This is a genomic window from Streptomyces sp. LE64, from assembly GCF_052606915.1.
Genome location: NZ_CP199708.1, coordinates 2747575 through 2772124, shown reverse-complemented (window position 1 = coordinate 2772124; position 24550 = coordinate 2747575). Strand labels below are relative to the sequence as shown.

At 76.5% G+C, this 24550-nt stretch carries 21 protein-coding genes and 1 pseudogene; 7 read left to right on the top strand and 15 right to left on the bottom strand.

The window, feature by feature from the left end; translation table 11 throughout:
• Window positions 1-279 precede the first annotated feature (279 nt).
• Both ACSMX9_RS12445 and ACSMX9_RS12440 read left to right on the top strand, forming a co-directional pair.
• Complete coding sequence (locus ACSMX9_RS12445) at window positions 280-948, top strand: SigE family RNA polymerase sigma factor (RefSeq protein WP_351238024.1); 669 nt, start codon at window positions 280-282, stop codon at window positions 946-948.
• Between the two features lie 101 nt (window positions 949-1049).
• Window positions 1050-2297: a hypothetical protein gene (locus ACSMX9_RS12440; protein ID WP_445402383.1), complete on the top strand. Its 1248-nt coding sequence runs from the start codon at window positions 1050-1052 to the stop codon at window positions 2295-2297.
• On the opposite strand, the gene ACSMX9_RS12435 is transcribed toward ACSMX9_RS12440, so the two are convergent.
• The 4 genes from ACSMX9_RS12435 to ACSMX9_RS12420 all read right to left on the bottom strand — a co-directional run bounded on the left by ACSMX9_RS12435 (window position 2270) and on the right by ACSMX9_RS12420 (window position 6745).
• Window positions 2270-3109, bottom strand: coding sequence for an SURF1 family protein (locus tag ACSMX9_RS12435; RefSeq protein ID WP_445402381.1), 840 nt, complete (start codon window positions 3107-3109; stop codon window positions 2270-2272). The genes ACSMX9_RS12440 and ACSMX9_RS12435 overlap by 28 nt on opposite strands.
• An 88-nt stretch (window positions 3110-3197) precedes the next feature.
• Window positions 3198-5015 carry a S9 family peptidase gene (locus ACSMX9_RS12430; protein ID WP_445402379.1) on the bottom strand — a complete coding sequence of 606 codons (1818 nt, stop codon included), beginning with the start codon at window positions 5013-5015 and terminating at the stop codon, window positions 3198-3200.
• Window positions 5016-5069: 54 nt separating this feature from the next.
• The gene (locus ACSMX9_RS12425; protein ID WP_445402377.1) at window positions 5070-6194 is read right to left on the bottom strand and encodes a PucR family transcriptional regulator; all 1125 of its coding nucleotides are present in this window, start codon (window positions 6192-6194) and stop codon (window positions 5070-5072) included.
• Window positions 6195-6340: 146 nt separating this feature from the next.
• Window positions 6341-6745 carry a rodlin gene (locus ACSMX9_RS12420; RefSeq protein ID WP_445402375.1) on the bottom strand — a complete coding sequence of 135 codons (405 nt, stop codon included), beginning with the start codon at window positions 6743-6745 and terminating at the stop codon, window positions 6341-6343.
• Window positions 6746-6908: 163 nt separating this feature from the next.
• On the opposite strand from ACSMX9_RS12420, the gene ACSMX9_RS12415 reads away from it, so the two are divergent.
• On the top strand, window positions 6909-7232 hold the full coding sequence (locus ACSMX9_RS12415) for a hypothetical protein (protein ID WP_351238035.1): 324 nt from the start codon (window positions 6909-6911) through the stop codon (window positions 7230-7232).
• 123 nt (window positions 7233-7355) lie between these two features.
• On the opposite strand, the gene ACSMX9_RS12410 is transcribed toward ACSMX9_RS12415, so the two are convergent.
• Both ACSMX9_RS12410 and ACSMX9_RS12405 read right to left on the bottom strand, forming a co-directional pair.
• Window positions 7356-7766 (bottom strand): rodlin, encoded by a 411-nt coding sequence (locus ACSMX9_RS12410; protein ID WP_351238037.1) that lies wholly within the window; start codon window positions 7764-7766, stop codon window positions 7356-7358.
• A gap of 177 nt (window positions 7767-7943) precedes the next feature.
• On the bottom strand, window positions 7944-8453 hold the full coding sequence (locus tag ACSMX9_RS12405) for a hypothetical protein (RefSeq protein ID WP_445402373.1): 510 nt from the start codon (window positions 8451-8453) through the stop codon (window positions 7944-7946).
• Between the two features lie 284 nt (window positions 8454-8737).
• Between ACSMX9_RS12405 and ACSMX9_RS12400 the strand changes: the two genes are divergently transcribed.
• From ACSMX9_RS12400 to ACSMX9_RS12390, 3 genes are all read left to right on the top strand, one after another.
• Complete coding sequence (locus ACSMX9_RS12400) at window positions 8738-9148, top strand: rodlin (protein ID WP_445402371.1); 411 nt, start codon at window positions 8738-8740, stop codon at window positions 9146-9148.
• Between the two features lie 403 nt (window positions 9149-9551).
• Window positions 9552-9785 (top strand): chaplin, encoded by a 234-nt coding sequence (locus ACSMX9_RS12395; RefSeq protein WP_351238043.1) that lies wholly within the window; start codon window positions 9552-9554, stop codon window positions 9783-9785.
• A 163-nt stretch (window positions 9786-9948) separates the two neighbouring features.
• On the top strand, window positions 9949-10980 hold the full coding sequence (locus ACSMX9_RS12390) for a chaplin family protein (RefSeq protein ID WP_445402369.1): 1032 nt from the start codon (window positions 9949-9951) through the stop codon (window positions 10978-10980).
• Between the two features lie 75 nt (window positions 10981-11055).
• Here ACSMX9_RS12390 and ACSMX9_RS12385 read toward each other — a convergent pair whose 3' ends face one another.
• The gene (locus ACSMX9_RS12385) at window positions 11056-12345 is read right to left on the bottom strand and encodes an NAD(P)-binding domain-containing protein (protein WP_445402367.1); all 1290 of its coding nucleotides are present in this window, start codon (window positions 12343-12345) and stop codon (window positions 11056-11058) included.
• Window positions 12345-13607, bottom strand: a complete 1263-nt coding sequence (locus ACSMX9_RS12380; protein ID WP_445402365.1) for a carboxylate--amine ligase — start codon at window positions 13605-13607, stop codon at window positions 12345-12347. Before ACSMX9_RS12380 ends, ACSMX9_RS12385 begins: the two co-directional genes overlap by 1 nt.
• A 349-nt stretch (window positions 13608-13956) precedes the next feature.
• Here ACSMX9_RS12380 and ACSMX9_RS12375 point away from each other — a divergent pair, with 349 nt between their 5' ends.
• Window positions 13957-15234, top strand: a complete 1278-nt coding sequence (locus tag ACSMX9_RS12375) for a glycoside hydrolase family 26 protein (RefSeq protein WP_445402363.1) — start codon at window positions 13957-13959, stop codon at window positions 15232-15234.
• A 61-nt stretch (window positions 15235-15295) separates the two neighbouring features.
• Here the strand turns inward: ACSMX9_RS12375 and ACSMX9_RS12370 are convergent, their stop codons facing one another.
• From ACSMX9_RS12370 to ACSMX9_RS12340, 7 genes and pseudogenes are all read right to left on the bottom strand, one after another.
• Window positions 15296-16504 (bottom strand): GNAT family N-acetyltransferase, encoded by a 1209-nt coding sequence (locus tag ACSMX9_RS12370; protein WP_445402972.1) that lies wholly within the window; start codon window positions 16502-16504, stop codon window positions 15296-15298.
• 86 nt (window positions 16505-16590) lie between these two features.
• A complete protein-coding gene (locus tag ACSMX9_RS12365) occupies window positions 16591-17235 on the bottom strand; it encodes a lipopolysaccharide biosynthesis protein (protein WP_445402361.1) in 645 nt (214 codons plus the stop codon).
• 102 nt (window positions 17236-17337) lie between these two features.
• Entirely contained in the window at window positions 17338-18492 is a 1155-nt protein-coding gene (locus tag ACSMX9_RS12360) for a glycosyltransferase (protein ID WP_445402359.1), read from the bottom strand.
• Between the two features lie 167 nt (window positions 18493-18659).
• Window positions 18660-19373, bottom strand: a pseudogene (locus tag ACSMX9_RS12355) (polysaccharide deacetylase family protein); the annotation flags it as partial.
• A gap of 154 nt (window positions 19374-19527) precedes the next feature.
• Window positions 19528-21474 (bottom strand): lipid II flippase MurJ, encoded by a 1947-nt coding sequence (locus ACSMX9_RS12350; RefSeq protein WP_445402357.1) that lies wholly within the window; start codon window positions 21472-21474, stop codon window positions 19528-19530.
• Complete coding sequence (locus ACSMX9_RS12345) at window positions 21471-22808, bottom strand: O-antigen ligase family protein (RefSeq protein ID WP_445402971.1); 1338 nt, start codon at window positions 22806-22808, stop codon at window positions 21471-21473. Before ACSMX9_RS12345 ends, ACSMX9_RS12350 begins: the two co-directional genes overlap by 4 nt.
• A 117-nt stretch (window positions 22809-22925) precedes the next feature.
• Window positions 22926-24485, bottom strand: coding sequence for an exopolysaccharide biosynthesis polyprenyl glycosylphosphotransferase (locus ACSMX9_RS12340; protein WP_445402355.1), 1560 nt, complete (start codon window positions 24483-24485; stop codon window positions 22926-22928).
• Window positions 24486-24550 lie beyond the last annotated feature (65 nt).

Genomic DNA, 24550 nt, shown 5'->3' with positions numbered 1-24550 from the left:
CTCACAGGGACACCCAGGGCGCCACGGGCCCGTTCTCGCGGCCCTCCCGTGCGCTGCAACCGAACGGACGGCGGCCCGCGTCTTCCCCCACGCCCTTGCGGGGCGTGCTGGAACGGCCTGCCAGGGGTGCGCGGGGGGCGCGGACACCATCGGGGCGAGGGAAGAGCTGGTACGCATGTGGGCGGATGACGCCGGGCCGGGCAGAGCGCCCGGAACCACCGGAACCACTCGGGAGTCCATCGCGTACAACCCTGGGCCCGGGGAACGCGTCCAACTGGCGTGGCAGAGGTACTCGACTTCCCGAAGGTCCAGGTGCGCGGCAGCGCCCTGCGTCCGCCCCGACGGCCCCGCGCGGCCGTCGCGCCCGGCGGCATGCCGGTGATCGCCCCCGTGCCCGCTACCCGACCCACGTCGGTGCCGACCCCGCGCCAGGGCGCGGAGGACGTACCGGCGGAGGGCACCACCGTCGACCACCTCACCGAGACCTACCGGGCGCACTACCGCTCGCTGCTCGGCCTCGCGGCGCTCCTCCTCGACGACACCGCCTCCTGCGAGGACGTCGTCCAGGAGGCGTTCATCCGGGTGCACTCCGCGCGCAAACGCGTCCGGGACCCCGAGAAGACCCTCGCCTACCTGCGGCAGACGGTCGTGAACCTCTCCCGTTCCGCGCTGCGCCGCCGCATCCTCGGCCTCAAGCTGCTCTCCAAGCCGATGCCCGACATGGCGAGCGCCGAGGAGGGCGCCTACGACCAACTGGAGCGGGACGCCCTGATCCAGGCGATGAAGGGCCTCCAGCGCCGACAGCGCGAGGTCCTCGTGCTGCGGTACTTCGCCGACATGACCGAAGCCCAGGTCGCGGAGACCCTCGGGGTCTCCCTCGGCTCCGTGAAGGCGTACGGCTCGCGGGGCATAGCCGCCCTACGGGTGGCGATGGGAGCCAAGAAGTGAGCCGCGGGGGCACCCCCACGCCCGGCAGCGGCTCCGCCCCGGAGCCCCGCCCCGGAGCCGACCGCGCCCCGAAGAACGAGCGAGACGCTGGGAACACTCCTGTGAACGACTCTCCCCCCACCGGGCCCGACGACGGCTCGACGTCGCACCGCACCGACCGCACGGGCACCCCCCCGGCCCCGCCGGCCGAGGGGCCCGCCGCCCCCGAGGACGCCCAAGACCCCGCCGACCTCCCCGTCAACGAGGCCGAGGACCCCGAGGAACCGGCGCCGGCCCCCGCCGCCGACCTCGACCTGGACCTCCACCGGCTCCTGCACCGCAGCGTCGACGGCCTCGAACCCGCCGACGGCGCCCTGGAACGCCTGCGGCACGCCGTCCCCGCCCGCCGGGCCCGCAAGCGGCAGGCCCTGGTGGGGGTCGCCGCGGCGGCCGTCCTGGTGGGCACCGCGATCCCCGCGCTGGTCCACGTGGCGAACGCGCCGGGCTCCACCGACACCACGGTGTCGCACGTGGGCCACGGCGAGGAGACACGTGGCACCGCCCCCGCGGAGCGGCAGAGCGGCGCACCCTCCCGGAAGACCACCCCCAAGCCGTCCGACGCCCCGAGCCGCCCCGCCAAGGGCGAGGGGAAGGGCAGCACCGAGAAGCCCGTCAAGGGCGGCGGCGGCACCTCCGGTGGCGGCGGGGACCGCCCCGGCTCCACCGGCGGCGGGGGCGACCGACCCTCCGGCAGCGGCCCGATCGCCCCCGGCTCGGGTCCGGTCTTCGACAACGCCACCTCGCCCCGGTGCGGCCCCACCGACCTCGGCTCGGCCGCGGCCAGCCTCGGCGCGCCCGGCGCGGACGGCTCGGTCCAGGGCACCTTCCGGGTCGCCAACGTCTCCGCCGGCAACTGCACGGTCGACGGCGGCGGCAGCGTGGACGCCGTCGCCCAGGGCTCCGCCGACCCGGCCCAGGTCGCCTCGCTCACCCACACCACCGGTGACGCCGCGAGCGGAATGCTGCCGGCCCCCTCCGAGGAGCCGGCGCAGTTGATCCTGGAACCGGGCGCGGCGTACGAGGTGCACTTCGCCTGGGTGCCGTCCGCGTCCTGTCCCGGCGGGGGCGGCACCGAGGGCCCCTCGCCCGACCCGTCCGCCTCCGCCGGGGAGACCACCGGCACCGGCAGCGGGGAGTTCGACTCGGGCACCGGGACCGTCACCCAACTCGGCGGCCAGGAGGGCCTGCCGAGCGACGGCAGCGTGGCGGTGTCGCACACCGCGGACCCGGGTGCGCCCTCGACCTCGACGACGATCCCGAACGCCTGCGCCGGGACCGTGTACTACACGGGCGCCTTGCCCGCCTCCTGATCGACCGGCCGCGTCCCGGAGCCCTCCACGGGGGCCTCCGGGTCGGGGCCGGCCGCGGGGGCCAGCCCGAGTTCGACGTCCCGTGCTGCCTCGACCTCGCGGCGCAGCAACCGGAACCACATGAACAGCACGAAGCCGGAGAACACGAACCACTCGCCGGTGTAGCCGAGGTTCTGGAACGCCTTCAGGTCCAGCCCGGTGTTCTGCGGGGCCGCCGCCGGCACCGCGGTCATCCCGTCGTCGGCCGGGTCCAAGGTCACCCAGGCGCCCTGGACCTCGTACGGCACGAGGTTCACCAGGGTCGCCGCGCTGATCATCCCGACCTGCCCGGGCGGCAGCCCGCCCGCGGTGCGGGCCCCGTCGCTGCCCGGGCTCTCCGAGCCCTGGAGCGCACCCGTGACGGTCACCTCGCCGGCGGGCGGCGCGGGCACCCCGGCCGGGTCGGCGGCACCGGGGCGCCAGCCGCGGACCACCGGCAGCGCCGGTCCGCCCTCGATGCGCAGCATGCCCAGGACGTAGTGCCCCCGCTTCCCGTCGAGGGTGCGGTCGGGCACCAGGAACTGCTCGGCGTACCGGCCGGTGGCGCTCACCCGCTCGCCGGACGTCTCCTTGGTGACCGGCAGCAGTTCGGCCAGCGGCCGGGCCTCGGCCCGGTCCTCGGCAGCGGTCCGCTCGGTGGCCGAGCGGTGGTCGTCGACCCGGTCCTCGAACCGCCCCAGCTGCCAGGAGCCCATGAACAGGCAGAACGGGATCGCCAGCACGACGAAGACGTTGATGCCCCACCAGCGCGGAGTCAGCAGAAAGCGGTACACGCCCCCACGGTACGGGTCCCCGGCCGCCACCGGGGTACGGGGGTCGCCTCCCCGGCCGGCCGCGACCGGCCGGGGAGGGACCGGGCCGTCAGGCCCCCCGCCCGTCCAGGTGCCTGCGGGCGAACTCCAGTTCCAGCCGCACCTGCTTGACCCGCTCGTCCACCACCAGGGACCCGTGCCCGGCGTCGTAGCGGTACACCTCGTGGACGGCGTCCCGGGCCCGCAGCCGGTCGACGTAGTTGTCGATCTGCCGGATCGGGCAGCGCGGGTCGTTGACGCCGGCGGAGACGTACACCGGCGCCTTCACCGCGTCCACGTAGGTGAGCGGCGAGGAGGCCGCGAACCGTTCCGGGACCTCTTCCGGGGAGCCCCCCAGCAGGGTCCGGTCCATCGCCTTCAGCGCCTCCATCTCGTCCTGGTAGGCGGTGACGTAGTCCGCGACCGGCACCGCGGCGATGCCCACCGCCCAGGCGGCCGGCTGGGTGCCCAGCCCCAGCAGCGTCAGGTAGCCGCCCCAGGAGCCGCCGGTCAGGACCAGCCGCCCCGGGTCGGCGAGCCCCGAGGACACCGCCCACTCCCGGACCGCCGCGATGTCCTCCAGCTCGATCAGCCCGACCCGGTGCTTCAGCGCGTCGGTCCACTCCCGCCCGTAACCGGTGGAGCCCCGGTAGTTGATCCGGACCACCGCGTACCCGTGGTCCACCCAGGCCGCCGGGCCCGCCGCGAAGGAGTCGCTGTCGTGCCAGGTCGGCCCGCCGTGGACGTCGAACACCGTGGGCAGCGGTCCGCTCGCCCCGGCGGGCCGCTGCACCAGTGCGTGGATGCGGCCCCCGGGGCCCTCCACCCACACGTCCTCCACCGGCACCGACGCCGGCGCCCGCAGCCCCGGCGGGTCGAGCACCACCGCGCCCGAGGTGGAGCGCACCACGGGCGGCTCGGCCGCCGAGGACCACAGGTACTCGACGCTGCCGTCCGGCCGGGCGGTCGCCCCGGAGACCGTGCCGCGCGGGGTGTCGATCCGCTCCAGCGCCCCGGTGCCCAGGTCGTACCGCCACAGGTCGCTGCGCGCCTCGAAGTCGTGCACCACCAGCAGCGCGGAACCGTCCGGGTACCACTCGGCGGAGACGTCCCCCGGCAGGTCGAGCGCCAGGTCCCGCTCCTCGCCCGAGGCCACGTCCCACACCATCGGCTCCCAGCGCCCCCGCCGCTGGTGCCCGACGAGCAGCCGGGCGTCCCCGGCGACCGGTGCGAACCCGAGCACCTCCAGGCCCAGCTCCACCGTGCCCCCGGCGGTGTCGTCCAGCTCCGCGACGGTCGTCCCGTCCGGCCGGACCACCCGCAGCGCGGAGTGCATCGCGTCCCCGTGCTCGGTGTGCTCCACGGCGATCAGCGCGCCGTCGTGGGACAGGTCCCCGACCCCGGCGGACTGCCGGTGCCGGTACACCTCCACCGGCGGCCCGTCCCCGTGCACCACGTGGATCGTCGACCCCTCCTCGTCGGTGGACCGGCCCACCACGACCGGCCCGCCGGCGCGGCCGATCGCCAGGCCCGCCGGATACCCGGGGGCCAGCCCCGGCACCGCCGGCTCGTCCGGCCCGGTCCGTCCCGCCGGCCGTCCGGCGAACGGCTGCCGCCGCCAGATCCCGAACTCGTCGCCGTCCGTGTCGTCGAACCACCAGATCCACGCGCCGTCCGGGGACAGCGCCCCGTCCGTGGTCCCGTTGGCCCGCTCGGTCACCTTGCGCTGCGCCCCGGAGTCCCGGTCCCAGGCGTACAGTTCGTACGTCCCCGTCGCGTTCGACACGAACAGCGCCCGCTGCGGCGCGTCCTCGGCCCACCCCGGCAACGAGACCCGAGCCGCACGGAACCGCTTCTCCCAGTCGGGCATCGCCCCTGCATCAGTCATGCGACCATCCAACCCGATCCCCGCACCGGCACGACCCCGGCCGCCGCCCGCCCCTCAGCGGGCGCCGCCCCCGCGCCGCGGCCAGTCCAGCAGCCGGGCGCCGATCACCGCGGTCTGGAGGGTGTACCGCTGCACCGGGTCCGCCGGGTCCGCGCCGGTCAGCCGGTGGATGCGGGCCAGCCGGTAGGTCAGCGCCCGGACGCTCAACGACAGCCGGCGCGCCGCCTCGGCGGTGACGCACCCGGCGTCGAAGTACGCGGTCAGGGTCTCCAGCAGCGGCCCGGCCCCGCCCCGGGCCTGCTCCAGGGGGCCCAGCGTGTGGTGCACCAGCTCGGTCATGGCCTGCCGGTCCCGGGTCAGCACCGGGAACACCAGCAGGTCGGCGGCGCGCAGCACCGGCCCTTCGAGGTCCAGCCGCTCGGCCAGGTCGAGGACGTTCAGCGCCTCCTCGTAGGAGTGCACCACTCCGCCCACCCCCTGCTTCGGCCGGCCCACCGCGACCCGGGACCCCCCGGTGGCCGCGTACGCCTGCTTGGCGAAGTGGGTGAGGACCCCCTCGCCGTCGTCCCGGTCGCCGGGGGCCACGCACACCAACAGCCCCTCCTTGGTGGTGACCAGCACGCTGCGGTTCCCGAACCGGGCCAGCAGCGCCTGCTCGACCCGCCGGGGCACCGCGTCCCCCTCCTCGTAGGCGGTCGGCCCGGCGGCCACCGCCACCGCGTGCGCGGAGGAGAACCGCAGCCCGAATCGTTCCGCCCGGGCGGCGAGCCGCCCCACGTCGCTGCGCCCGTACAGCAGGTCGTCGACGAACTCCCGCCGGGCCGCCGCCTCCTGCCGGACGGCCACCCGCTGGGCCCGTTCGTACCCCTCGGCGACCGCGTCCACGGCCTGCTCGACGGCGGCCAGGACCCGGTCGGGGGAGCCGGCGGCGGGCCAGTGGGTGCGGGTGGCCGCGAGGTGCGCGGCGATCAACGGCCGGATCGGGTGGCCGCCCTCGGCGGCCAGTTCCCCGAGGGCGCGCCGGGCGGTCAGCTCCTCGCGGGTCAGCCGTCGCCCCGTCGCGGCGACCTCGGCGAGCGCCCGCGCGTAGTCGTCGAGGTCGAGCCGGGGGCCGGCGATGCCGTCGCCCGGGCCCTCGACGCGCTCGGCGGGCGGCGGCGTCCCGGTCGTGGTCGTCATCGGTGGCCCCCCTGCGTCGTCCGGTCGTCCGGGCCACGGTAGACGCCCCGGGCCGCGGCGCCGCCCGCCGGCCCCGGGGGCGGTGCGGGCAACGCGAAGGGGCCGACCGGTGGACGGTCGGCCCCTTCGTGACCCGGGCGGGTGCGTCAGCTGTTGCCGGCGCCGTTGCCGGACAGGATCGGGATGTCCTCCAGGATGTGCGACAGCGGCTCGTCGCCCTTGATCTGCGAGGAGTTCTCGACGCACTGCTGGTTCTGCGGGGAGGACAGGACGTTGACGTCCTGGACGGTGATCGGGATGAGGCCGATCAGCGAGCCCGCGTTGACCTTGGCCGGCAGCCCCACGCACGGCTTGTTCAGGGAGCCCTGGATCAGCGCGAACTGCGGGCTCCAGTTGCCGTGGGTGGCGGAGTTGCCGTACGCCTGGGTGGCGCCGTTGCCGTTGACGGTGGTGGCGCCACCGTCGTTGCCGATCGCCATGGCGGGGGCGGCGGCAGCCGTTACTCCGGCGACGGAGGCGGCGACGGCCGCGGCTGCCCACAGCTTCTTCATGATTCTCACCCTTTCGAGAGCGGGCCCCTGGTCGTGGAGCCGCGTGGTGATCAACTGCGTGTTCGACCCCGGGGTTGCGGCAGATGACCCGAATGGCGGAGCGCCCGGGGCCAGTGGGGGCGCTGCCCATGTCACGGACGCCGGTCCGTGCGTTGGTACGGGCATGACTGACGCACAGGACGGACCGGACCGCCGGCCGGACCTCCCGGGTCGACGGAGCGGCGGGGACCGACGGAACGGGGACGGCGAACGGCGCGGACCGGGGCACTGGCGACGACAGGGGCTCATCCCGGTGAGCCGCCGGGCGCCCGACACCGGCCCCGGACGCCCGCGCACCGGGCGCACGGGACCGGAGCGCTCACCCGGTGGGCCCGAGCCGGAGTACGCCCGGCTCGCCCGGCTGTGGAGGCATGCGGGACGCACGGTGCCGGGGCGCCCCGATCCGGAGTGGGAGTCCCTGGTGCGCCGGAACATCTGGCCGCCGTGAGCACGCCGGCGCACGTGGTCGCCCGGCGGCCGGAACGCGGAACGGGCCGCCGTGTGACCACGGCGGCCCGTTCGCCGCGGTGTTCCGGGACGGGCCCGGAACACCGCGCGGTGGTGCGGGAACTCAGTTGTTGCCGACGCCGTTGCCCGAGAGCACCGGGATGTTGCTGAGCAGGTGCGACAGCGGCTCGTCGCCCTTGACCTGCGAGGAGTTCTCGACGCACTGCTGGTTCTGCGGGGAGGACAGGACGTTGACGTCCTGGACGGTGATCGGGATGAGGCCGATCAGCGAGCCCGCGTTGACCTTGGCCGGCAGCCCGATGCAGGGCTTGTTGAGCGAGCCCTGGATCAGCGCGAACTGCGGGCTCCAGTTGCCGTGGGTGGCGGAGTTGCCGTACGCCTGGGTGGCGGCGTTGCCGTTGACGGTGGTGGTGCCGGCGTCGTTGCCGATCGCCATGGCGGGGGCGGCGGCAGCGGCCGAGGCGCCGATGACGGAGGCGGAGACGGCCGCGGCGGCCATGACCTTCTTGAACACGGGATTCCCCTTCGTACTTCGCTTGAGCTGTGCGTCGTGTTTCGCTGTGTCGCCTTCCGGGGAACCCGCGGGGAGCGGCCCTGCGGAAGGCGCCGGTCCCGTGGCGCTCTGCCCGTCCCGGAGCGCTCTGCCCAACTCCCCCCGCACCCCTTGGTTGCTGCGCTTCACCCCGATGGATTAACCGGGCGGCGCGGGGGCGACGTCGGCACCCGGAACGTCCGCCTTCTTCAGCCGGACCGGGCGGTTCGGCCGGCGGTGCAGGTGCAGGAACGCCAGCCGGGTCACGGTGTCCCGACGGGACTCCCGGGCGGTCGTCGGGCGGCCGTGTCCCTCCGCGCCCCCACGGGCTCCCGAGCCGTCCTCGGCCAGCAGCTCCGCCTCGTCCGCGGCGATCCGCCAGCTCAGCCGGCCCACCGCGGTGTCGACGTGCACGGTCCGCCCGCCGGTCGCGTCGGGCGGACCGATCCGTCCGGCGTGCAGCCGCGACACGTACGCGACGAGCGCGGCCCGTTCCTCGTGCAGCCCGGCGAGTCGCTCGTGCACCACGGCGAGCCGCTCCACCAGGCGCAGCTCCCGCTCCGACCAGCCCCCCGGGGCCCGGTCGGGCCCCGGGGGTTCGGGAGGGCCGGCGGGTTCGACGCGTGCACGGTGCGCGCCGGCGGGAGGCCGGACCTGCGTGCGGCTCATGCGTTCCACGGCATCACGGATTCCTTTCAGCGCCGACCGCGGGCGGAATTCCACCCGGTGCGCACCGCAACAGAACGGGCCGAAAGGATAATCAGACGTCCATCCGCCGGAGCACGTGACGCGCGGATTTTCGATTTCCGTCGTCAATCCGTGGCGCGTCCCGAGCCGGCCGATCCGTTGCGCTGACCGGGTGACCCGAGCCGACCGGGTGAAGACCCGCAACTATTTGGGCGGGCCGCAGTTGTCCAGCAGGCACCAGCAACCTGGTCAGAAAAGGAATTCGCATGCTCAAGAAGGTCATGGCCGCGGCCGGTGTCGCTGCCTCCGTGGTCGGCGTCACCGCCGCCGCTGCCGTCCCCGCCATGGCGATCGGCAACGACGGTGGCGCCACCACCGTCAACGGCAACGGCTCGACCCAGGCGTACGGCAACTCCAAGACCCACGGCGACGGCAGCCCGCAGTTCGGCGCGGTCCAGGGTTCGCTGAACAAGCTCTGCCTCGGCGTCCCGGTCAAGGCCAACCTGGGCTCGCTCATCGGCGCCATCCCGATCACGGCGCAGGACATCAACGTCCTGTCCTCCCCGCAGAACCAGCAGTGCGCCGAGAACTCCTCGCAGATCAAGGGCGACGAGCCGCTGTCCCACATCCTCAGCGACATCCCGATCCTGTCCGGCAACGGCGTCGGCAACAACTGACCGGCGCCGGCCGCGAGGCCGTCGCACGGACCGTGCGGACCCGGGTCCCCCGACCCGCCCGAGAGGGCGGGGGACCCGCACCGTACGGCCCGGACACCGGACGCCGCCCGGGCGCCGACCGCCCGTGCGGAATCCCGGCCTCCCGCCTCCGGAAACCCGTACCCGGATTCCCGGGTCCGGATTTCCCGCAGCGGGAGTCCCCACCTCTCGACGATCCACCCGCACCCCGTGGTGCGGGCGGTTCGAGTTGTTCGGGTGAATACCGGCGGAAAGAGCGGCGTTCTCGGTTTCCTCGCCCCTCCGTGGTCGTTTGACAGGCCACCGGTCATGGCGCGGGCTGCCGACGGCGGCCCGCTCGGTTTCCACCGACACTTCGGCCTGACCGCAGAGAAGGGAAGAATTCGTGAAGCTCAAGAAGACGGCGGCCGTGGTCGCCGGCCTCCTGCTGGCCCTCGGGGCCGCCTCCCCGGCGGTCGCCGACTCGACCGCCAACGGTGCCGCGATCGGTTCGCCGGGCGTCCTGTCCGGCAACGTGGTCCAGGTGCCGATCAACATCCCGGTCAACATCTGTGGCAACAGCGTCAACATCCTCGCGCTGCTGAACCCGACCGCCGGCAACGTCTGCGTCAACGCCTGACGCGGACCGCACCCCCCGCGGTAGGGCCCGCTCCCCTCGGGGACCCGGGCCGTCCGCCGGCCCCCGACCCGTCCCCGGACGGGGAGGGGGCCGGCGCCCCCCTTTTTCCCGGGCGCACCGCGCCCACCCCTCCCGCACCTACGGCGAACAGGAGACTCCTTCCATGCGACAGGCCCTCAGCAAGGGCGTGCTCACGGCAGCGGCCGCAACGAGCATCCTGTCCCTGCCAGGAGGACACGCCCTCGCCGCCGACGCGGACGCGGCGGCGGTCGGCTCACCCGGCGTCGTCTCCGGCAACACCGTCTCGGCGCCGATCACGGTGCCCGTGAACGTGAGCGGCAACAGCGTGAACGGTGCGTCCCTGCTGAACCCGACGTTCGGCAACAGCGCCACCAACACCACCGGCCCCGCCACCTCCCAGGCCGGCCCCGACGGGGCCCCGCACCCGGGCGCCGTCGACCACCCGCCCGGTCCCCCCTACGACCCGCAGGCCCCCGGCGGCCCGGGCGCCCCGACCCGGTCGGCTCCGGCCCGGCAGTCGGCTCCGGCACCGTCCGGGGCGCAGGCCGGGCCCGCGAAGTCCGCGCCGGGCGGCAAGCACGCGGCGCCCAAGAGGACCGGCCCCAAGCACGCCGCGGCGAAGGCCAAGTCCGGCAAGCACGCCAAGTCGGCCAAGCACGCCGCGCCCGCCGGCCGGCCGGCGCACCGGGCCGAGGCCGCGCGCACCACGCAACTCGCCGGCGGGAGCACCGCCTCGGGCACGGCCGCGGGTTCGCCGGGCGTGCTGTCGGGGAACCTCGGCCAGGTCCCGGTGAGCGTGCCGGTCAACCTCTGCGGCAACACGGTCAACGTCATCGCGCTGCTGAACCCGGTGTTCGGCACCGTCTGCGCCAACCCCGCCGGGCCCGTGGACCTCCCGCCCCGGGTGACCGTGCCGCCGCAGCGCCCCGCCGAGCCCCCGGTGCAGGTGACCCCGCCGCGCCCGTCCACCCAGACCCAGCCCCCGCGCACGCCCCAGGCGCCCGAGCGCACCGCACCCCCGCGCATCGTGCCCGCGCACGAACACCGCGCCACGCCCCCCGCGCTCGCCGCAACCGGTGCCGAGAGCACCCTCGGCATCGCCGCCGCCTCCGCCGCCCTGCTCTTCGGCGGCGGGGTGCTGTACCGGCGCGCGGCCCGCGCCGCCCGCCGCTGACCCCGACCGCCGCAGCACCCGGAGCCCGGGCCCCCGACCACCGCGGTCGGGGGCCCGGACTCCGTCCCGGTGGGCTCAGCCCGCGCCGGTCGCCGCGGGCGACGGGGACGGCGCCGGCCCGCCCGGCGCCGGCACCACCGGCGGCGGCACGGGCTCCCCCTCCCCGGTCCGCTGCCGCAGGTGCCGGCAGACGCCCCGGACCAGCCGGTCCGCGGTGTACCCGGAGCCGTACACGAACCGCATCGCCGGGCCGTACGTCGACGCCGTGACCAGCCCGGCCAGGAACAGCCCCGGCCACGAGGAGGTGAAGTCCCGGCCGAGCTCCGGGGCGCCGTCCGCGCCCACCGCGAGCGCGGTGCGCAGCTCCGGGGCGAGCACCTGCAACCGGTCGCGGGTCGCCGCGAAGCCCGTCGCGGCGATCACGTGGTCGGTCACCAGCGGCTCCACCGCCCCGGCGGGGCCCCGCACCTCCAACCGCACCCGTCCGGAGTCCGTCACGCCGGCGTGCACCGCCTCGTGGCCCAGCAGGACCTCCAGAGCGCCCTCCACGCGGTCCCGCAGCCACCAGGCCCCGGCCGGGCCCAGCGCGGTCCTGACGACCCGGGCCCGGGTGGCCTCCGGCAGCCGCCGGAACACCCCCGGCAACTCGCTGTAGGACCAGTTGCGCCACCCGGGGCCCAGCCCGCTGTGCGGCGCGCGCACCGCCTGCCACCAGGGCCGTTCCCAGGCCGGCGGCAGCCCGTTCCAGTCCAGGGCGCCGGCCCGGGCGAGCACCCGGACCCGGGTGCCCTGTTCGGCGAGCAGGGCCGCGGTCTCCAGGGCCGCCTGGCCCGCGCCGACCACCGTCACGTCCCGGTCCCGGAAGGCGCCGAGGTCGGCGTGGTGACTGCTGTGGCTGACGTGCTCGGGGCCGAGGACGGTCAGCGGACCGGGCACGTCCACGAAGGGCAGCACCCCCACGGCGAGGGCGAGCGCCCGCGCGCGCACCGGCTCACCGTCCTCGGTGACCGCCTCGAAGCCGCCCGGGCAGGCGGTGACGGTCCGGATCGTCCGCTGGTCCACCGGGGGCACCGCACGGTCGGCGAACCACAGTCCGTACTCCGCGAAGGTGCGCACCGGCAGCGGCACGCCGTGTCGGGTGGGGAAGCCCCGGGCCGTGCCGTAGGCGTCCAGCCCGTAGCGCCGGCCGGGGTCGGAGAGGTGGGAGGCCCAGGGCTCCGACTTCAGGAACATGCCGGCGGGCATCTGGTCCCGCCAGGCGGACATCGGGCGGCCGAAGACCCGGAGGTCCAGTCCGGCCGCCGCGGCGTGCGCGGCGATCGACAGGCCGTACGGGCCCGCTCCCACCACCAGGAGGTCGTCCATCAGCGGCTGCTCGCTTTCTCGTGTGCTGCGTCGGTCGTCGGAGGCGGTGGGGGCGCCGGGGACACGGCGGGGGTGCGGCCCGGGCGGGGCAGCCGGGCGGCCAGCCGGCGCACGGCGTGCCGCGGCCACAGCAGGGCCAGCGCCCGGGCCGGGCCGGGGTCGTCCCGGGCGCACCAGGCGAGTTCGGCGGGCCCGGAGCGCAGCGGGGCGGTCAGCGCGGCCAGCGGCGCGTGGTTCTCCACCACGAAGCGCCGGCCGGGCAGCGGGGCCGGGTCGGGCAGCGGACGCCCGGTCAGGTCCAGGTGCAGGGCGCGCACCACGTCGATGCCGCGGCCGTCCGCGAAGAGCCGGAACTGGGCGCCGGGCCGGGGGTTGAAGTCCAGCAGGTGGTACGCGTCGCGGGCCGGGTCGTGGCGGAAGTCGAGGTCGAGGACGCCCCGGTAGCCGAGGGTCCGCACCAGTTCCCGGGCGGCGGTGTGGAGCCGGGGGTTGGGCACCCAGCGGCCGACCGCGGTCGCGCCGGCGCGCGGGGGCCACGCGCGCCGTTTGCACCCGGAGCCGCCCCCGTGCAGGGCGCCGTTCCGGTCGGCGTACCCGTGGAAGAACCAGTCCCGGCCCGGTCCCGGGGCCAGGTAGGCCTGGAGCAGCAGCGGGCTTCCCGCCTCGGCCGAACGCCGGTACAGGGCGGCGGCCTCGGCTGCTGAGCGCAGCAGCAGGGTGGAGCGCAGCCCGCTGCCGCCGGGCACCAGCCAGGGGCGGCTCCACTTGGCGACGACGGGCAGCCCGAGCCGTTCGGCGGCCGCGCCGGCCTCGGCCGCGTTCCCCGGGAGGACGGTCCGCGGGTGCGGGATGCCGAGCGCCCGGCAGACCTCCGCCAACCGGGCCTTGTCCGCGACCCGTTCGGCCGGCGCCCCGGGGCGGCCCGGCAGCAGGTACGGCCCGGTGAGCTCCCGGTGCGACCGGCTGACGGCGATCGCCCCGGCGTCGTCCAGGGGGATCAGGACGGCGGGGCGGGCGAGCGCGGCGGCGACCCGGCGGAGCACCGCGGTGACGGCGGCCGGGTCCGCGTCGGGCGGCGGGGGCCGGTGGGTGCGGTGCAGGTACCGGGAGTGCGGCACGGGGCTCGCCGCGCAGTCCGCGACGACGTGCACCTCCGCGCCGGCCCGCCCCAACGAGCGCACGGCACCGAGCGTGCCGTGGTGGAACGGGTTGCGGTCCAGGCGCAGCAGCACGGCGGGAACGCGCGGGTCCAGTATCGACACGGGAATGCCGCCACCTTTCACTCACCCAAGCGGGCGGACGGGTGCGGGAACGGGACGGGCCCCGTTCGGGTGCACGAGGAAGAGGAATACGAGGGAGTCGTGTGTTCGGCTCGAAGGCTTCTCAAGGCGGGGGCGAGGAAGGCCGAAAAGGCGAGGAGAGAGATTTCCCTAGGAGTGGTGCATGGTCTTGCAGCAACGTCCGCCCGTCCGCCGCCGGACGTCCCGCGGGCGGTGTCCTTCCGCCGGTCCCCCCGGTGCTTCCGTTCGTGTCGGTGCCACCGGATTCCGGGCGCCCCGGTCGTGCGGTCCCCGCGGTGCGTCCGGGGTCCTGCGGGCCCTGCTCGCGCTGGTGCTGGTCGGTGCGGCGGCGCTCGGTGCGGCGGTGTCCGCACCGGGCACGGCGCGCGCCGCGGACCCGGCCGCGGTGGGCGGCGAACGGCCCGCGTTCGGCGCCTACCTCGACTACGGGCCGCGCGGAGTGGCCCGGATGGCGGAGCTGAGCCAGTGGCTGGGCGGCGCCGAACTGCGCGTCGGCCACACCTATCTGCCGGGCGACAGCTGGGCGGGTATCGCGGGTGACGTGGAGTTCCTGGCCGACTGGGCGGGGTGGAAGCACTCCGGGCCCGACCGGCTGTTCGTGCTCAACGTGCCGATGTCGGCCCGCAACGAACAGCGGCTCAGCGACTTCCAGGTCCGTTCCGACCTGTGGCGCGGCGCCATCGGCTGGAACGACCTGCACTTCCGGCTGCTCGCCCAGCGCCTGGTGGACCTCGGGCTCCGGGACGCGGTCCTGGTGCTCGGCTGGGAGATGAACGGGACGACGTACGGGCACCGCTGCGGACCCGATCCGGTGCTGTGGAAGAGGTACTGGAAGAGGATCGTCACCACCATGCGCTCCGTACCGGGTCAGGAGTTCCGTTTCGATTTCGCGCCGAGCCGGGGGAAGGACGCCATCGGTTGGACCGCGTGTTATCCGGGGGATGACGTGGTCGACATCATCGGAATGGATTCGTACGACCAGCCGAGTGGAATCACCTTCGACGAGCAGGTGACCGAACCGTACGGACTCCAGCACCACGTGGAGTTCGCCCGGGCTCACGGCAAGCCTATTTCCTATCCGGAGTGGGGGCTGTTCCGAAACGGCGACAACGCCGAATACATGCGCCGCATGCTCCAGTGGATGGAACGGCACCGGCCCGTTTACCACACGATCACGGACTACTGTCCGCACGGAGTGTGGCAGTGCGCCACCAACCCGCGGGCCGCGGCGGTCTACCGGGAGCTGATGTCGGAGGCCCTGCCGCAGCCGCCGGAGCCGGTGCCGGCCCCGCCGGTGGTCGAGCCGCCCGCCCCGGAGCCGCCGGCACCGCCCGCCGAACCCCCCGTGGAGCCCCGGCCCGCCGAGCCCCCCGCGCAGTCGGAGCCGACCTGCACGGAGGTGGACCTCGGGCCCTGGCTGGGGCAGTGGATGGAGGAGCCGATGTGCGTTCCCGGGGTCCCGGAGGACCTGGGGGGCTTGGGGGACGTGGGGAGTCTGGGGAACGCCGGGGACCCGGGGGGCGTCGGGGGTGCCGGGGGCGTGCGGGACCTGGTCGATCCGGCGCGGTGGGGCCTCGGCACGGCGTAACGACCGGGCGCCCTCCGGTGGCCCGGGGGACGCCCACAGGCGCCGGCGTGCGGCGGGCCCGTCAGGGCCCGCCGCACGCATGTGCGCCCCCTCCCGGCTCCGACGGGGGCGGGGTGGTGCGGGCGGCGGTGCGCGCTCGGCGGACGTGCCGTGCCCGCCGGAGCAGATCGCGCGCCCCGGCGTCGCCGAGGGCGAGGACGAGCAGGGGCAGTGCCCGCCGCCGGGCCAGGAGCAGCCGCCGGTTGGTGACCACCGCGGGCTTCCAGTGGTGCTTGTAGGGTTCGTCGCCGCGCAACAGGCTCAGCACCCCGCCCCGGGCCGCGGCGCCGTCCCGGGTCGCCAGCCGTGCGCCGGAGCGCAGCAACATGGTCGCCACGTCCACCTTCCCGGCCCGTAGCCGCGGATGCGCCCCGTACAGATAGGCGCCGGTGAGGCCGGGGGCGAGGAGCGTGAGGTCCACGGCGACGGTGGTGCCCGCGGTGTCCCGGGCGTCCCCGGAGGCCGTGGGGCCCGTGGGGTCCGTGGTGGGGGAGGTGCGGTCGGGCAGCCGGAACTCGGTGACCACCGCGTGTCCCGAGCGCACCATGGCCACCACCGCGCGCTCCAGGTGCGCGGCGAACCGGGGCCGCAGGTGTTCGCCCGTCACCTTGCGGTCCTGCCACTGGAGCCGGTGCAGCGCGAGCAGGGTGCGCAGGGCGCGCGGAACCTCGTCGACGGGGACCTCACGGCCGTGCACCCCGAGCGCGTCGAGCTTGCGGAGCTTGGCGCGGACCCGCTGGGCGCGGGGGCGGGCCAGCCGGGCGACCAGGTCCTCCAGGGCGAGGGCCGGCAGCTCCAGGCACGGTGCGTCGGCGAGCCTGCGCCGTGGTCCGGGCCAGAGCGCGTACACCCGCTCCGCGGCTGCGCCCGGGCGGACCTCGCGCAGGTCCACCAGCGCGCCGCGGCCCGCCGCCGCGATCCCGGCCGCGAGGGCCCGGGCGGCCGGCTCCGCCCGGTCGTCGTCGAGGAGCACGTCCGCGTGGTCGCTGAGCGGCCCGCCGAGCGGGACCAGCGTCGGCCACGGCCGGTGCACCAGGGTCAACGGGGCCGCCGCCACCAGGCGCCCGGCCTCCCGCACCAGGACCACCCGCAGCCGCCCGGGCCGTCCGTACGAGCGCCACCAGGAGTGCAGCCAGGCGTGGTGCTGGAACGGGGTGGCCGTCCGGCAGCGGGCGAACAACGCGGCCCACTCCGGGGCGAGCGCGGCGAAGGCGGCCGGATCGCGGCACACCTCGACGACCGGGACCGCCGGGTCCCCGCCCGGGGACCGGGGCGGGGACCCGAGGAGTGCCGGCGCCGACACGGAGGGTGCGGGGGTCACCGCTGGAGGTCCGCCGCGGGCGCCGGAGCGGGGACGGGCGCCGGCGCGGAAGGCTCCGGTGCGCGCCGGCGCGGGCGGGTCAGGAGCGCCAGCCCGCCGAGCAGCCCGCCGGCGCTCCCCCCGACCAGGGCGGTGGTGACCGGGCCGGCCGAACTGGGCGTGACGGGGCGCAAGGCCCGGGAGAACTGGAGCAGTTGGACCCGGGTGCGGTCCTCGTTCCGGTTGGCGTTGAGGGTCAGCGCCCGGGAGACGGCGTTGGCGATGTCGGCGGCCCGCGCCGGGCGCCCGGCGGTCGCGGAGATCGCGACCATCGGGGCGTCCGGAGAGGTCTCCGCCCGTACCCGGGAGCGCAGTTCGGCGACCGGGAGCCGGGCGGCGACCTGGGCGTCGCCGAGGACGGCGAGTTGGGTGGCGACCCGGCCGTACGCCTGGGCGAAGCCGAGCGCGGTCGCCGGGTCGGACTTCTCGGTCGGTACGGCGATGACGTAGCTGGTGGCCGTGTACTCGGCGGGCCGCAGCACGCCGTAGGCGCCGCCGGCGGTGGCGCCGGCGAGGGCGCAGCCGGGCAGCAGCAGCCAGACGGGCAGCCGCCGCAGTCGGGCGAACCGGCGGGCGGGGGCGCCTTCGTGGGTGTCGGTCATCGGGTTCTCCGGTGTGGGTGCGGGGGGCCGGGGGAGGACCGGGCCGGGCGGAAGGGGGGCGGGTGCGGGTGGTGGCGGCGGTGCGGGTGCGGTGGCGCGGGGTCAGGAACGGACGACGGAGGCGTACACCCCGGCGAGGCGTTCGGCGCTGCGGCCGATGGCGTAGTGGGCGACCGCCGGCGGTACGGTCCGTTCCCGTGGTCCCGCCTCCCGCAGCCGGCCGAGCGCCGCGGCGAAGGAGGCGGCCCCGGGGGCGAGGCGTTCGGCGTCACCGGCCGCGCCGGGCGGGAGGTCGTCCAGGGCGGGGCAGTCGACGTAGCGCACCGGCAGGCCGGCGGCGAGCGCCTCCAGGACGGCGAGGCCGAACGCCTCCTGGGGTGAGGGGGAGGCCAGGACGTCCATCGCGGAGAGCAGCGCGGGCAGTGCGGGCACCTCCGCCGGAGCGGTGCCGGACGGGCCGGGCGCGCCGGAGCCTCCGGGAGGCGCGAGAGGGCGCGCTTCACCGGTGAGCACCACCCGGTCGGCGACCCCCGCCCGGCGTGCGGTACGGCGCAGTGCGGTGGTCTCCGGGCCGGCGCCGACGACGAGCAGCCGGACGTCCCGGGGCAGGGTGCGGAGTGCGGTGACGAGCTGGTCGAAGCGTTTGCCCCGCACCAGCCGACCCACCGCGCCGACCACGAAGGAGTCGGGGGGCAGCCCGTAGCGGGCCCGGACCCGGTGCCGGGCCGCCGGGTCGTAGCGCAGTGCCTCGGGGTCGATGCCGTTGGGGACGACGTGGATGCGCTGGCGCGGCACGCCCCAGCGGCGCAGCCGTTCGGCGACCGTGGGGGAGACCGCGACGGTGGCGTGCCCGAGGCGTTCGCCGGCGAGGTACAGGGCGCGGACCCCGGGGGTGAGGGGACGCCCTTCCATCTGCCCGTCGCCGAGGGAGTGTTCGGTGGCGACGACGGCGTGCACGCCGGCGATCCGGGCGGCGATCCGACCGTAGAGGCAGGCCCGGTACAGATGGGTGTGGACGAGGTCGTAGCCGCCGGCGCGGATGTGCGCCACCAGCCGGGGCAGGGCCCGCAGGTCGCGGTTGCCGGTCATGCCGAGGTGGGTGACGCGGATGCCGTCCGCGGTGAGCGCGTCGGCGACCGGGCCCGGGTTGGTGAGGGTCACCACGTCGCAGGTGACCGGGAGGTGACGGAGCATCAGACGGAGTTGCTGTTCCGCTCCGCCGACCCCGAGGCCGGTGATGATGTGCAGCGCCTTCACGAGGACTCCGGTCGAACGGTGGTGGTCGCGGTGCCGGTGGCCCCGGCCCGTGGGGCGGCGGGGCGGCGGGCGGCGGTCCCGAACGGGACCCCGGGTCTTCTGCCCCGCACCGGCGTGCGCGCGGGCGCATCGGCCGCCAGCAGGGCGCCCGGAGCCCGGACCGTCCGGCCCGGCATCGGGCGGCGCCAGGGGCTGAGGAGCCGCTTCGCCTCCCAGCGCGCGCCGGTGTCCTGCTGCCCGATGTGCACCCGGGGCAGGGCGAGGTCGCCGGCGAGCGCACCGGGGGCGATGGCACAGCCGTAGCGGTAGCCGGCGGCGCCCACGGCGGCGACCACCCGGGCGTCCACGGTGCCGTACGGGTAGCAGAAGCCGAGCACCTCGGTGCCGGTCAACTCCTCCAGCCGACGCCGGCTGTCCCGGGTCTCGGCGCGCAGGACGGCGTCGTCGACGCGGGTCAGGTCGAGGTGGGTGAGTCCGTGGGAACCGATCTCGACCCCGGCCGCCGCGGCGGCCCGCACCCCCTCGGCGGTGAGCAGCGGCTTGCGGACGCCGAGCGGGTCCCAGGCGTTGTCGCCGCCGAGCCGGCCGGGCAGGACGAACAGGGTCGCCCCGCAGCCGTGGCGGCGCAGCACGGGCAGCGCGTGGTCGAGGAAGTCGGCGTATCCGTCGTCGAAGGTCAGCGCGACCAGTCCGCGGGCCCGACCGCGGGCCCGTGCCGCCGTCAACTCCCGCATGCTCACCGCGCGCGACCCGCGCCGGCGCAACCGCCCGAGTTGGTCGTCGAGGCGCTCGGGGGTGACCGTGATGCGGTACGGGTCGTCGCCGACGCGGGTCACCGAGTGGTACATGGCGATCCACTCCGGCGCACGCGCGGGGCGCATCGCGTCGAGGCGGTCCAGCAGGGTGCGGGGGGCGGCCCGGGTGGCCGCACCGGGGGCCACCGGGGCCGGGGCGGACGGGGCGGTCGAGGGGGGCGGGGGCGTGGGGGTGCGGCGGGGCGGACGGGTATGGGGGGCGGTGCCGGAACGGTGCCGGTCAGCGCGCATCGGTGCCCTTTCGGTCGGGGGTACGGTGGGGGGCGCCCGGGGCCCTGCCGGGTCCCGGGCCGTCAACGGGGGCGGGGGGAGTCGCCGGCGCGGTGGTCGGTGCACGCTCCGGGGTGCGGCCCGGTGCTCGGTCCGGTCCGGCGGGCTCGTTGCGGCCGTCGTGTCCGCGCCCCGGCAGGCCCCCCAGCGCCCGGAGCACCAACAGGAACACCACGAGGACGGTCAACGAGGTCGCCAGCACGGTGCAGAGGGCACCGTGGCCCCCGTCGCCGAGCGCCGTCGTGCGCGCCCGCTCGACCCGGGCGGCGCAGAGGACGCCCGCGCCGGTCGCGCAGCCGGCGGCGGCCGCGGCCCGTGCCAGTTGGCGGGTGACCCGGTCCAGCCGGAGCGGTACCGCGCGCCGCTTGGTGCCGCACAGCAGCAGCACCGCGCCCAGGGTGATCCCGGCCGCGTTCGCGGCGGCGATGCCGCGCACCCCGAAGGGGCCGACGGCCAGGGCGCCGAGCACGGCGGTCACCCCGACCCCGAGGGCCATCGAGAGCAGCGGGTACCAGGTGGGCCGACGGGCCGAGAAGTACGAGCGGACCAGCGCGCCGACCAGGGCGTGGCCCAGTAGCCCGAGGGCGTACACGCGCATCACCCCCGCCGTGGCGGTGGTGTCCTCGGCGGTGAACGCACCGCGCTGGAAGAGGAGTTCGACCAGGGGGGAGGCGGTCGCGACGATCGCGGCCGTCCCGCACAGGACCACCGCGGACACCAGCCCCAGGTCCCGTTCGACCCGGCGCCGCGCGGCGTCCGTGTCACCTCCGGCCAGGGCCCGTGCCACTGCGGGGAAGGTGACCGTGCACACCATCAGCGACAGCACCATCGGCATCTGCGCCACCTTCTGGGCGTAGTTCAGGTGCGAGATCGCCCCGGCCGGCAGCGAGGAGCCGAGGAAGCGCTCGATCAGCACCTGCGACTGGCGGCACGCGCCGAACAGCAGCACCGAGGCGATGAGCGCGCCCCCCGCGCCCCCCGCGAGCCGCGCACGCGACGCGGGCCGCGCAGCCCCGGGTTCCGTGCCCGGGGCCGCTCCGGGGGTGCCCGGCGCGGAGTCGGCACCGCGGAGCCGGCGCCAGAGGGCGGGGGCCTGCACGGCGACCATCAGACAGCCGCCGACCGCCACTCCCACCGCCGCCGACCGCACGCCCCAGCGGCCGCCGAGGACGAACATCGCGGTGATGATCCCGGTGTTGTACGCCAGGTAGATGGTGGCGGGCACGTAGAACCGGCCGTGCGCGCGCAGCACGGCCCCGCAGTAGCCGCAGAGCCCGAAGGAGAGCAGGCAGGTCGCGGTGAGCCGGGTGCAGTCCACGGCGAGGTCCGGGTCCGGCAACCCGGGCGCCAGGAGGTCCACCACCAGCGGGGCGGCGACCACGGCGACCACGGCGACCACGGCGAGCGCGAGCGCGAGCCGGGGCAGGGTGGTGCGCACCAGCGCCCTCACCGGGTCGGCGCCGGCGGACCCGCCCCGCGTGCGGTGCACCAGCGCGGCGCTGAACGCCGGCACCAGCACCAGGGCCATGCCGTCCTCGATGAGGAGGGTGGAAGCGAACTCCGGAACCGTCCAGGCCACCAGGAACGCGTCGGTGGCACCGTCGGCGCCGAACAGGTGGGCGAGGGTCTGGTCCCGGACCAGTCCCAGCAGTGCCCCCGCCGCGGTGAGCGCCCCGGTCACCAGGGCCGTCCGGGCGAGGAACCGTCCCTCACCGGCCCGGCCCGCCCCCTCCGACCGGCCGGCCGGTGCCGCCGGGTCGGCCGGTTCCGCCGGTTCGGTGGGCCGAGCCGGCGGGTCCGCGGGCGCGCGGGGCGCCGGGGCAGCGCTCGGCGCGGGATGCCGTGCGCCGGAGGCTTCGGCCGCCGCCGGGCGGGCCGCCTCCCGGGCCGGGCTCACCGGGCGTCCGCCCCGAGCGCCCACCGGGCGGCCACCCCGAGGCCCACCGCGGTCAGTACCGTGGCGGGGCCGCCGATGTCCGCGTACCCGAAGTCGACCAGCTGCCACACCAGCACCCCGCAGGCGAGCAGCCCGCAGTCGGTGCCGGGGTCGAGCCGGTCCGGTCCGCGCGGCCCGGCCCGCTCCCGCCGGCGCGCCGCGCGCAGCCGGCGCACCGCGAGCACCAGCAGCGCCGCCCACCCGCCGGCGAGGGCGAGCAGTCCGAGCAGTCCCTGTTCGCTCAGCACCAGCAGGTACATGTTGTGCGGGGACAACAGGGGTTGGCGCTGGTAGCCGACACCGGCGCCGGCCGTGTCGCTCCCGGAGGACAGGGCGAGCGAGGCATGGCCGTCCCGGTGGGCGGGGAAGTCCTTCAGCCCCACCCCGGTGATCGGCCGCTCCCGCCACATGCCGAGGGCCGCCGCCCACATCGCGTACCGGTCGGTGACCGACTGGTCGGGCGCCGCGGCGACCCGGGTGATGCTCCCCAACCGCTCCTGGAGCAGCGCGGTGCCCACCCCGACCCCGCCGACCAGCACGATCGCGGTGGCGGTCAGCACGGCGAACCCGGCGAGCGCCCGGCGCACGCCGGTGAGAAGCAGCTGTGCGGTCACTGCGACGGCCGTGGCGATCCACGCCCCCCGGCTGAACGACAGCGCGAGGGGCACCAGCAGTGCCACCGCGCACAGCAGTGCGCCGCCCCGCCGCACCACCTCCCCGCGCCCGCCCCGCGCGCCCCCGGGGCGTCCGGTGCCGAGGGCGAGCCCGACCGCGCAGACCACCCCGTACGAGACGACGCTGGCCATGCCCATCACATCGGTCGGGCCGAAGGTGCCCACCGCGCGGATGTCCGCCCCCATGTACGAGGCGCCCGTCCCGGTGGCGTACTGGTGCACGCCGATCCCGCCCTGCACCAGGGCCAGGGCGACGAACCCCCAAGCCACCAGGCGCAGTTCGGCCCGGCTCCGTACCAACAGCAGCACGGCCACCGGGACCAGCACGAACACCTGGAGGTAACGGCCGAGCCCGCTGGCACCGGTCGCGGCGTCGACGGCACCGGTGGCCGCGACGGCGATCCCGACGACCGGCAGCCCGAAGACGACCGCGGCGGTCCGGTGCAGCGGGCGCCCGCCCCGACGCACCGCCCCGACCACCGCGAGCACCACCAGCACCCCGGACATCACGTCCGCGACGGTCCCGCCGCCGTGGTCCGTGCCGCCCGGCCCGGTGACGGGGAGGGCGAGCAGGGCCAGCAACAGGAGCACCGGAAGCACCGGCGCGCCCCGCCCGAACAGGGCGGGCGCCCCGCCCGTGCCGCTCGGCGCGAACGGTGCTCGCGCCCGCTCGGCGGGCCCCTCGGAACGCCCGGCGCACACCGGGCCGGGCGTGGTGGGAACGGAATCGGGCACCGGTCAACCCCCCGTGGGTCGGATGATGACGGCGGCCGTGCGCAGCAGGATGCAGACGTCCTGCCACAGCGACCAGGTGTCGATGTAGGCGTTGTCGAAGCGGGCCCGGTCCTCGATCGAGGTGTCCCCGCGCAACCCCTCCACCTGGGCCAGCCCGGTGATTCCGGACGGCATCCGGTGGCGGTCCGCGTAGCCGTCGTAGGTCCGGGAGAACTGGCCTACGAAGTAGGGTCGTTCGGGGCGCGGCCCGACCAGGCTCATGTCGCCGCGGAACACGTTCCACAGCTGGGGGAGCTCGTCCAGCGAGGTGCGGCGCAGGAACCGGCAGGGCGTGCTGATCCGGCCGTCGTCGGCGACGTTCCACCGGGTGGCCGCCTCGCGCGGGTCGGCGGGGCGCAGGGTGCGGAACTTCAGCAGGGTGAACGGGCGCCCGCCGCGGCCGATCCGCTCCTGCCGGAACAGCACCCCGGGGCCGTCGACGAGCCGGATGACCGTTGCGCACAGGGCCAGCACCGGTGCGGCCAGCAGCAGCAGGAGCCCGGACAGGGCCATGTCGAGGGCCCGTTTGCGGATCGGGGTGCGCCGGGGTCCGTGCGGTGCGAGCGGGGCGTGCGGGAATCCGGCGAGCCGGGGCGCACGCCGGCCCACCTGGCTCGGGTCGACCGGCGCGGGGTCGAGGTGCCAGAGGTCCCGGCCGTATCCGGTGAGCATGCGCAGCAGCGGGGCCTGACCGCGCAGCGCCTCGGACCCGGTCACCAGGACGTGTCGCACTCCGTGCTGGACGAGGGCCCGCCGGACGTCGTCGACGGTGTGCAGGGCGGGCGGCCCGGCCGCGTCCGGTGCCGGGACCGGCGGTCCCGGGGGCAGCGGCCCGACGGCGACGGTGCCGACCGGGCGCACCCCGCACCGGGGGTGCCGCAGCAGCGCCGCCGCCACCCGGCGCACGGCACGGGCGTCCCCGATGACGAGGACGGGGTGCGGCTGGCGTGCGAGCCCTGCACGCCGGCGTGCGTAGACCACGGCCCGCCCCGCGCAGGAGACCAGCGCATGCGTCGCGCAGCCGAGTACCAGGGTGCGCGGCGGCAGGCCGTGGGCGGGCACGAGCGCGGCCACGACGGTGCCGAACACCGCCCAGGCGACGGCGGTGCGCAGCCACACCCCCGGCGCCTCGGCCAGTGCCCCGGGCACGGTCAGCGCCGGTCCGCGCCGGGCGGCCCGGGCGTGCCAACCGCCCACCCCGGCCGCCAGCGCCACCACCCACAGCGGTCCGCGCTGTTCCGCGGCGAGGGCCAGCGCGCCGAGCAGACCCGCCGTCACGTCGACCACCAGCAGCAGTCCGTCCCGGCGGGGCCGGGCCCGCCGCGGTCCCACCGGACCGGGGGGCCCGCCGCCGGAGGGCCGGCGGGGCGCCAGGACCGGGACGGTCTTCGGCGCGCGGGGCGGCCGGGGCGCGGCGAGCGCCCGGGGCGGAGCGGACCGCCCGGCGGTGGCGAACCCTCCGGTGGTCGCGAACCGGCCCGTGGCGCTCGGCCGTCCGGCCGCCGCGGCGGGCTCGGGGGGCATCGGCCCGGTGGGGGCGTGACGTCCCGTCCGCGGTTGCCCCAGGGGCGGAGGAACGATGCTTTCCG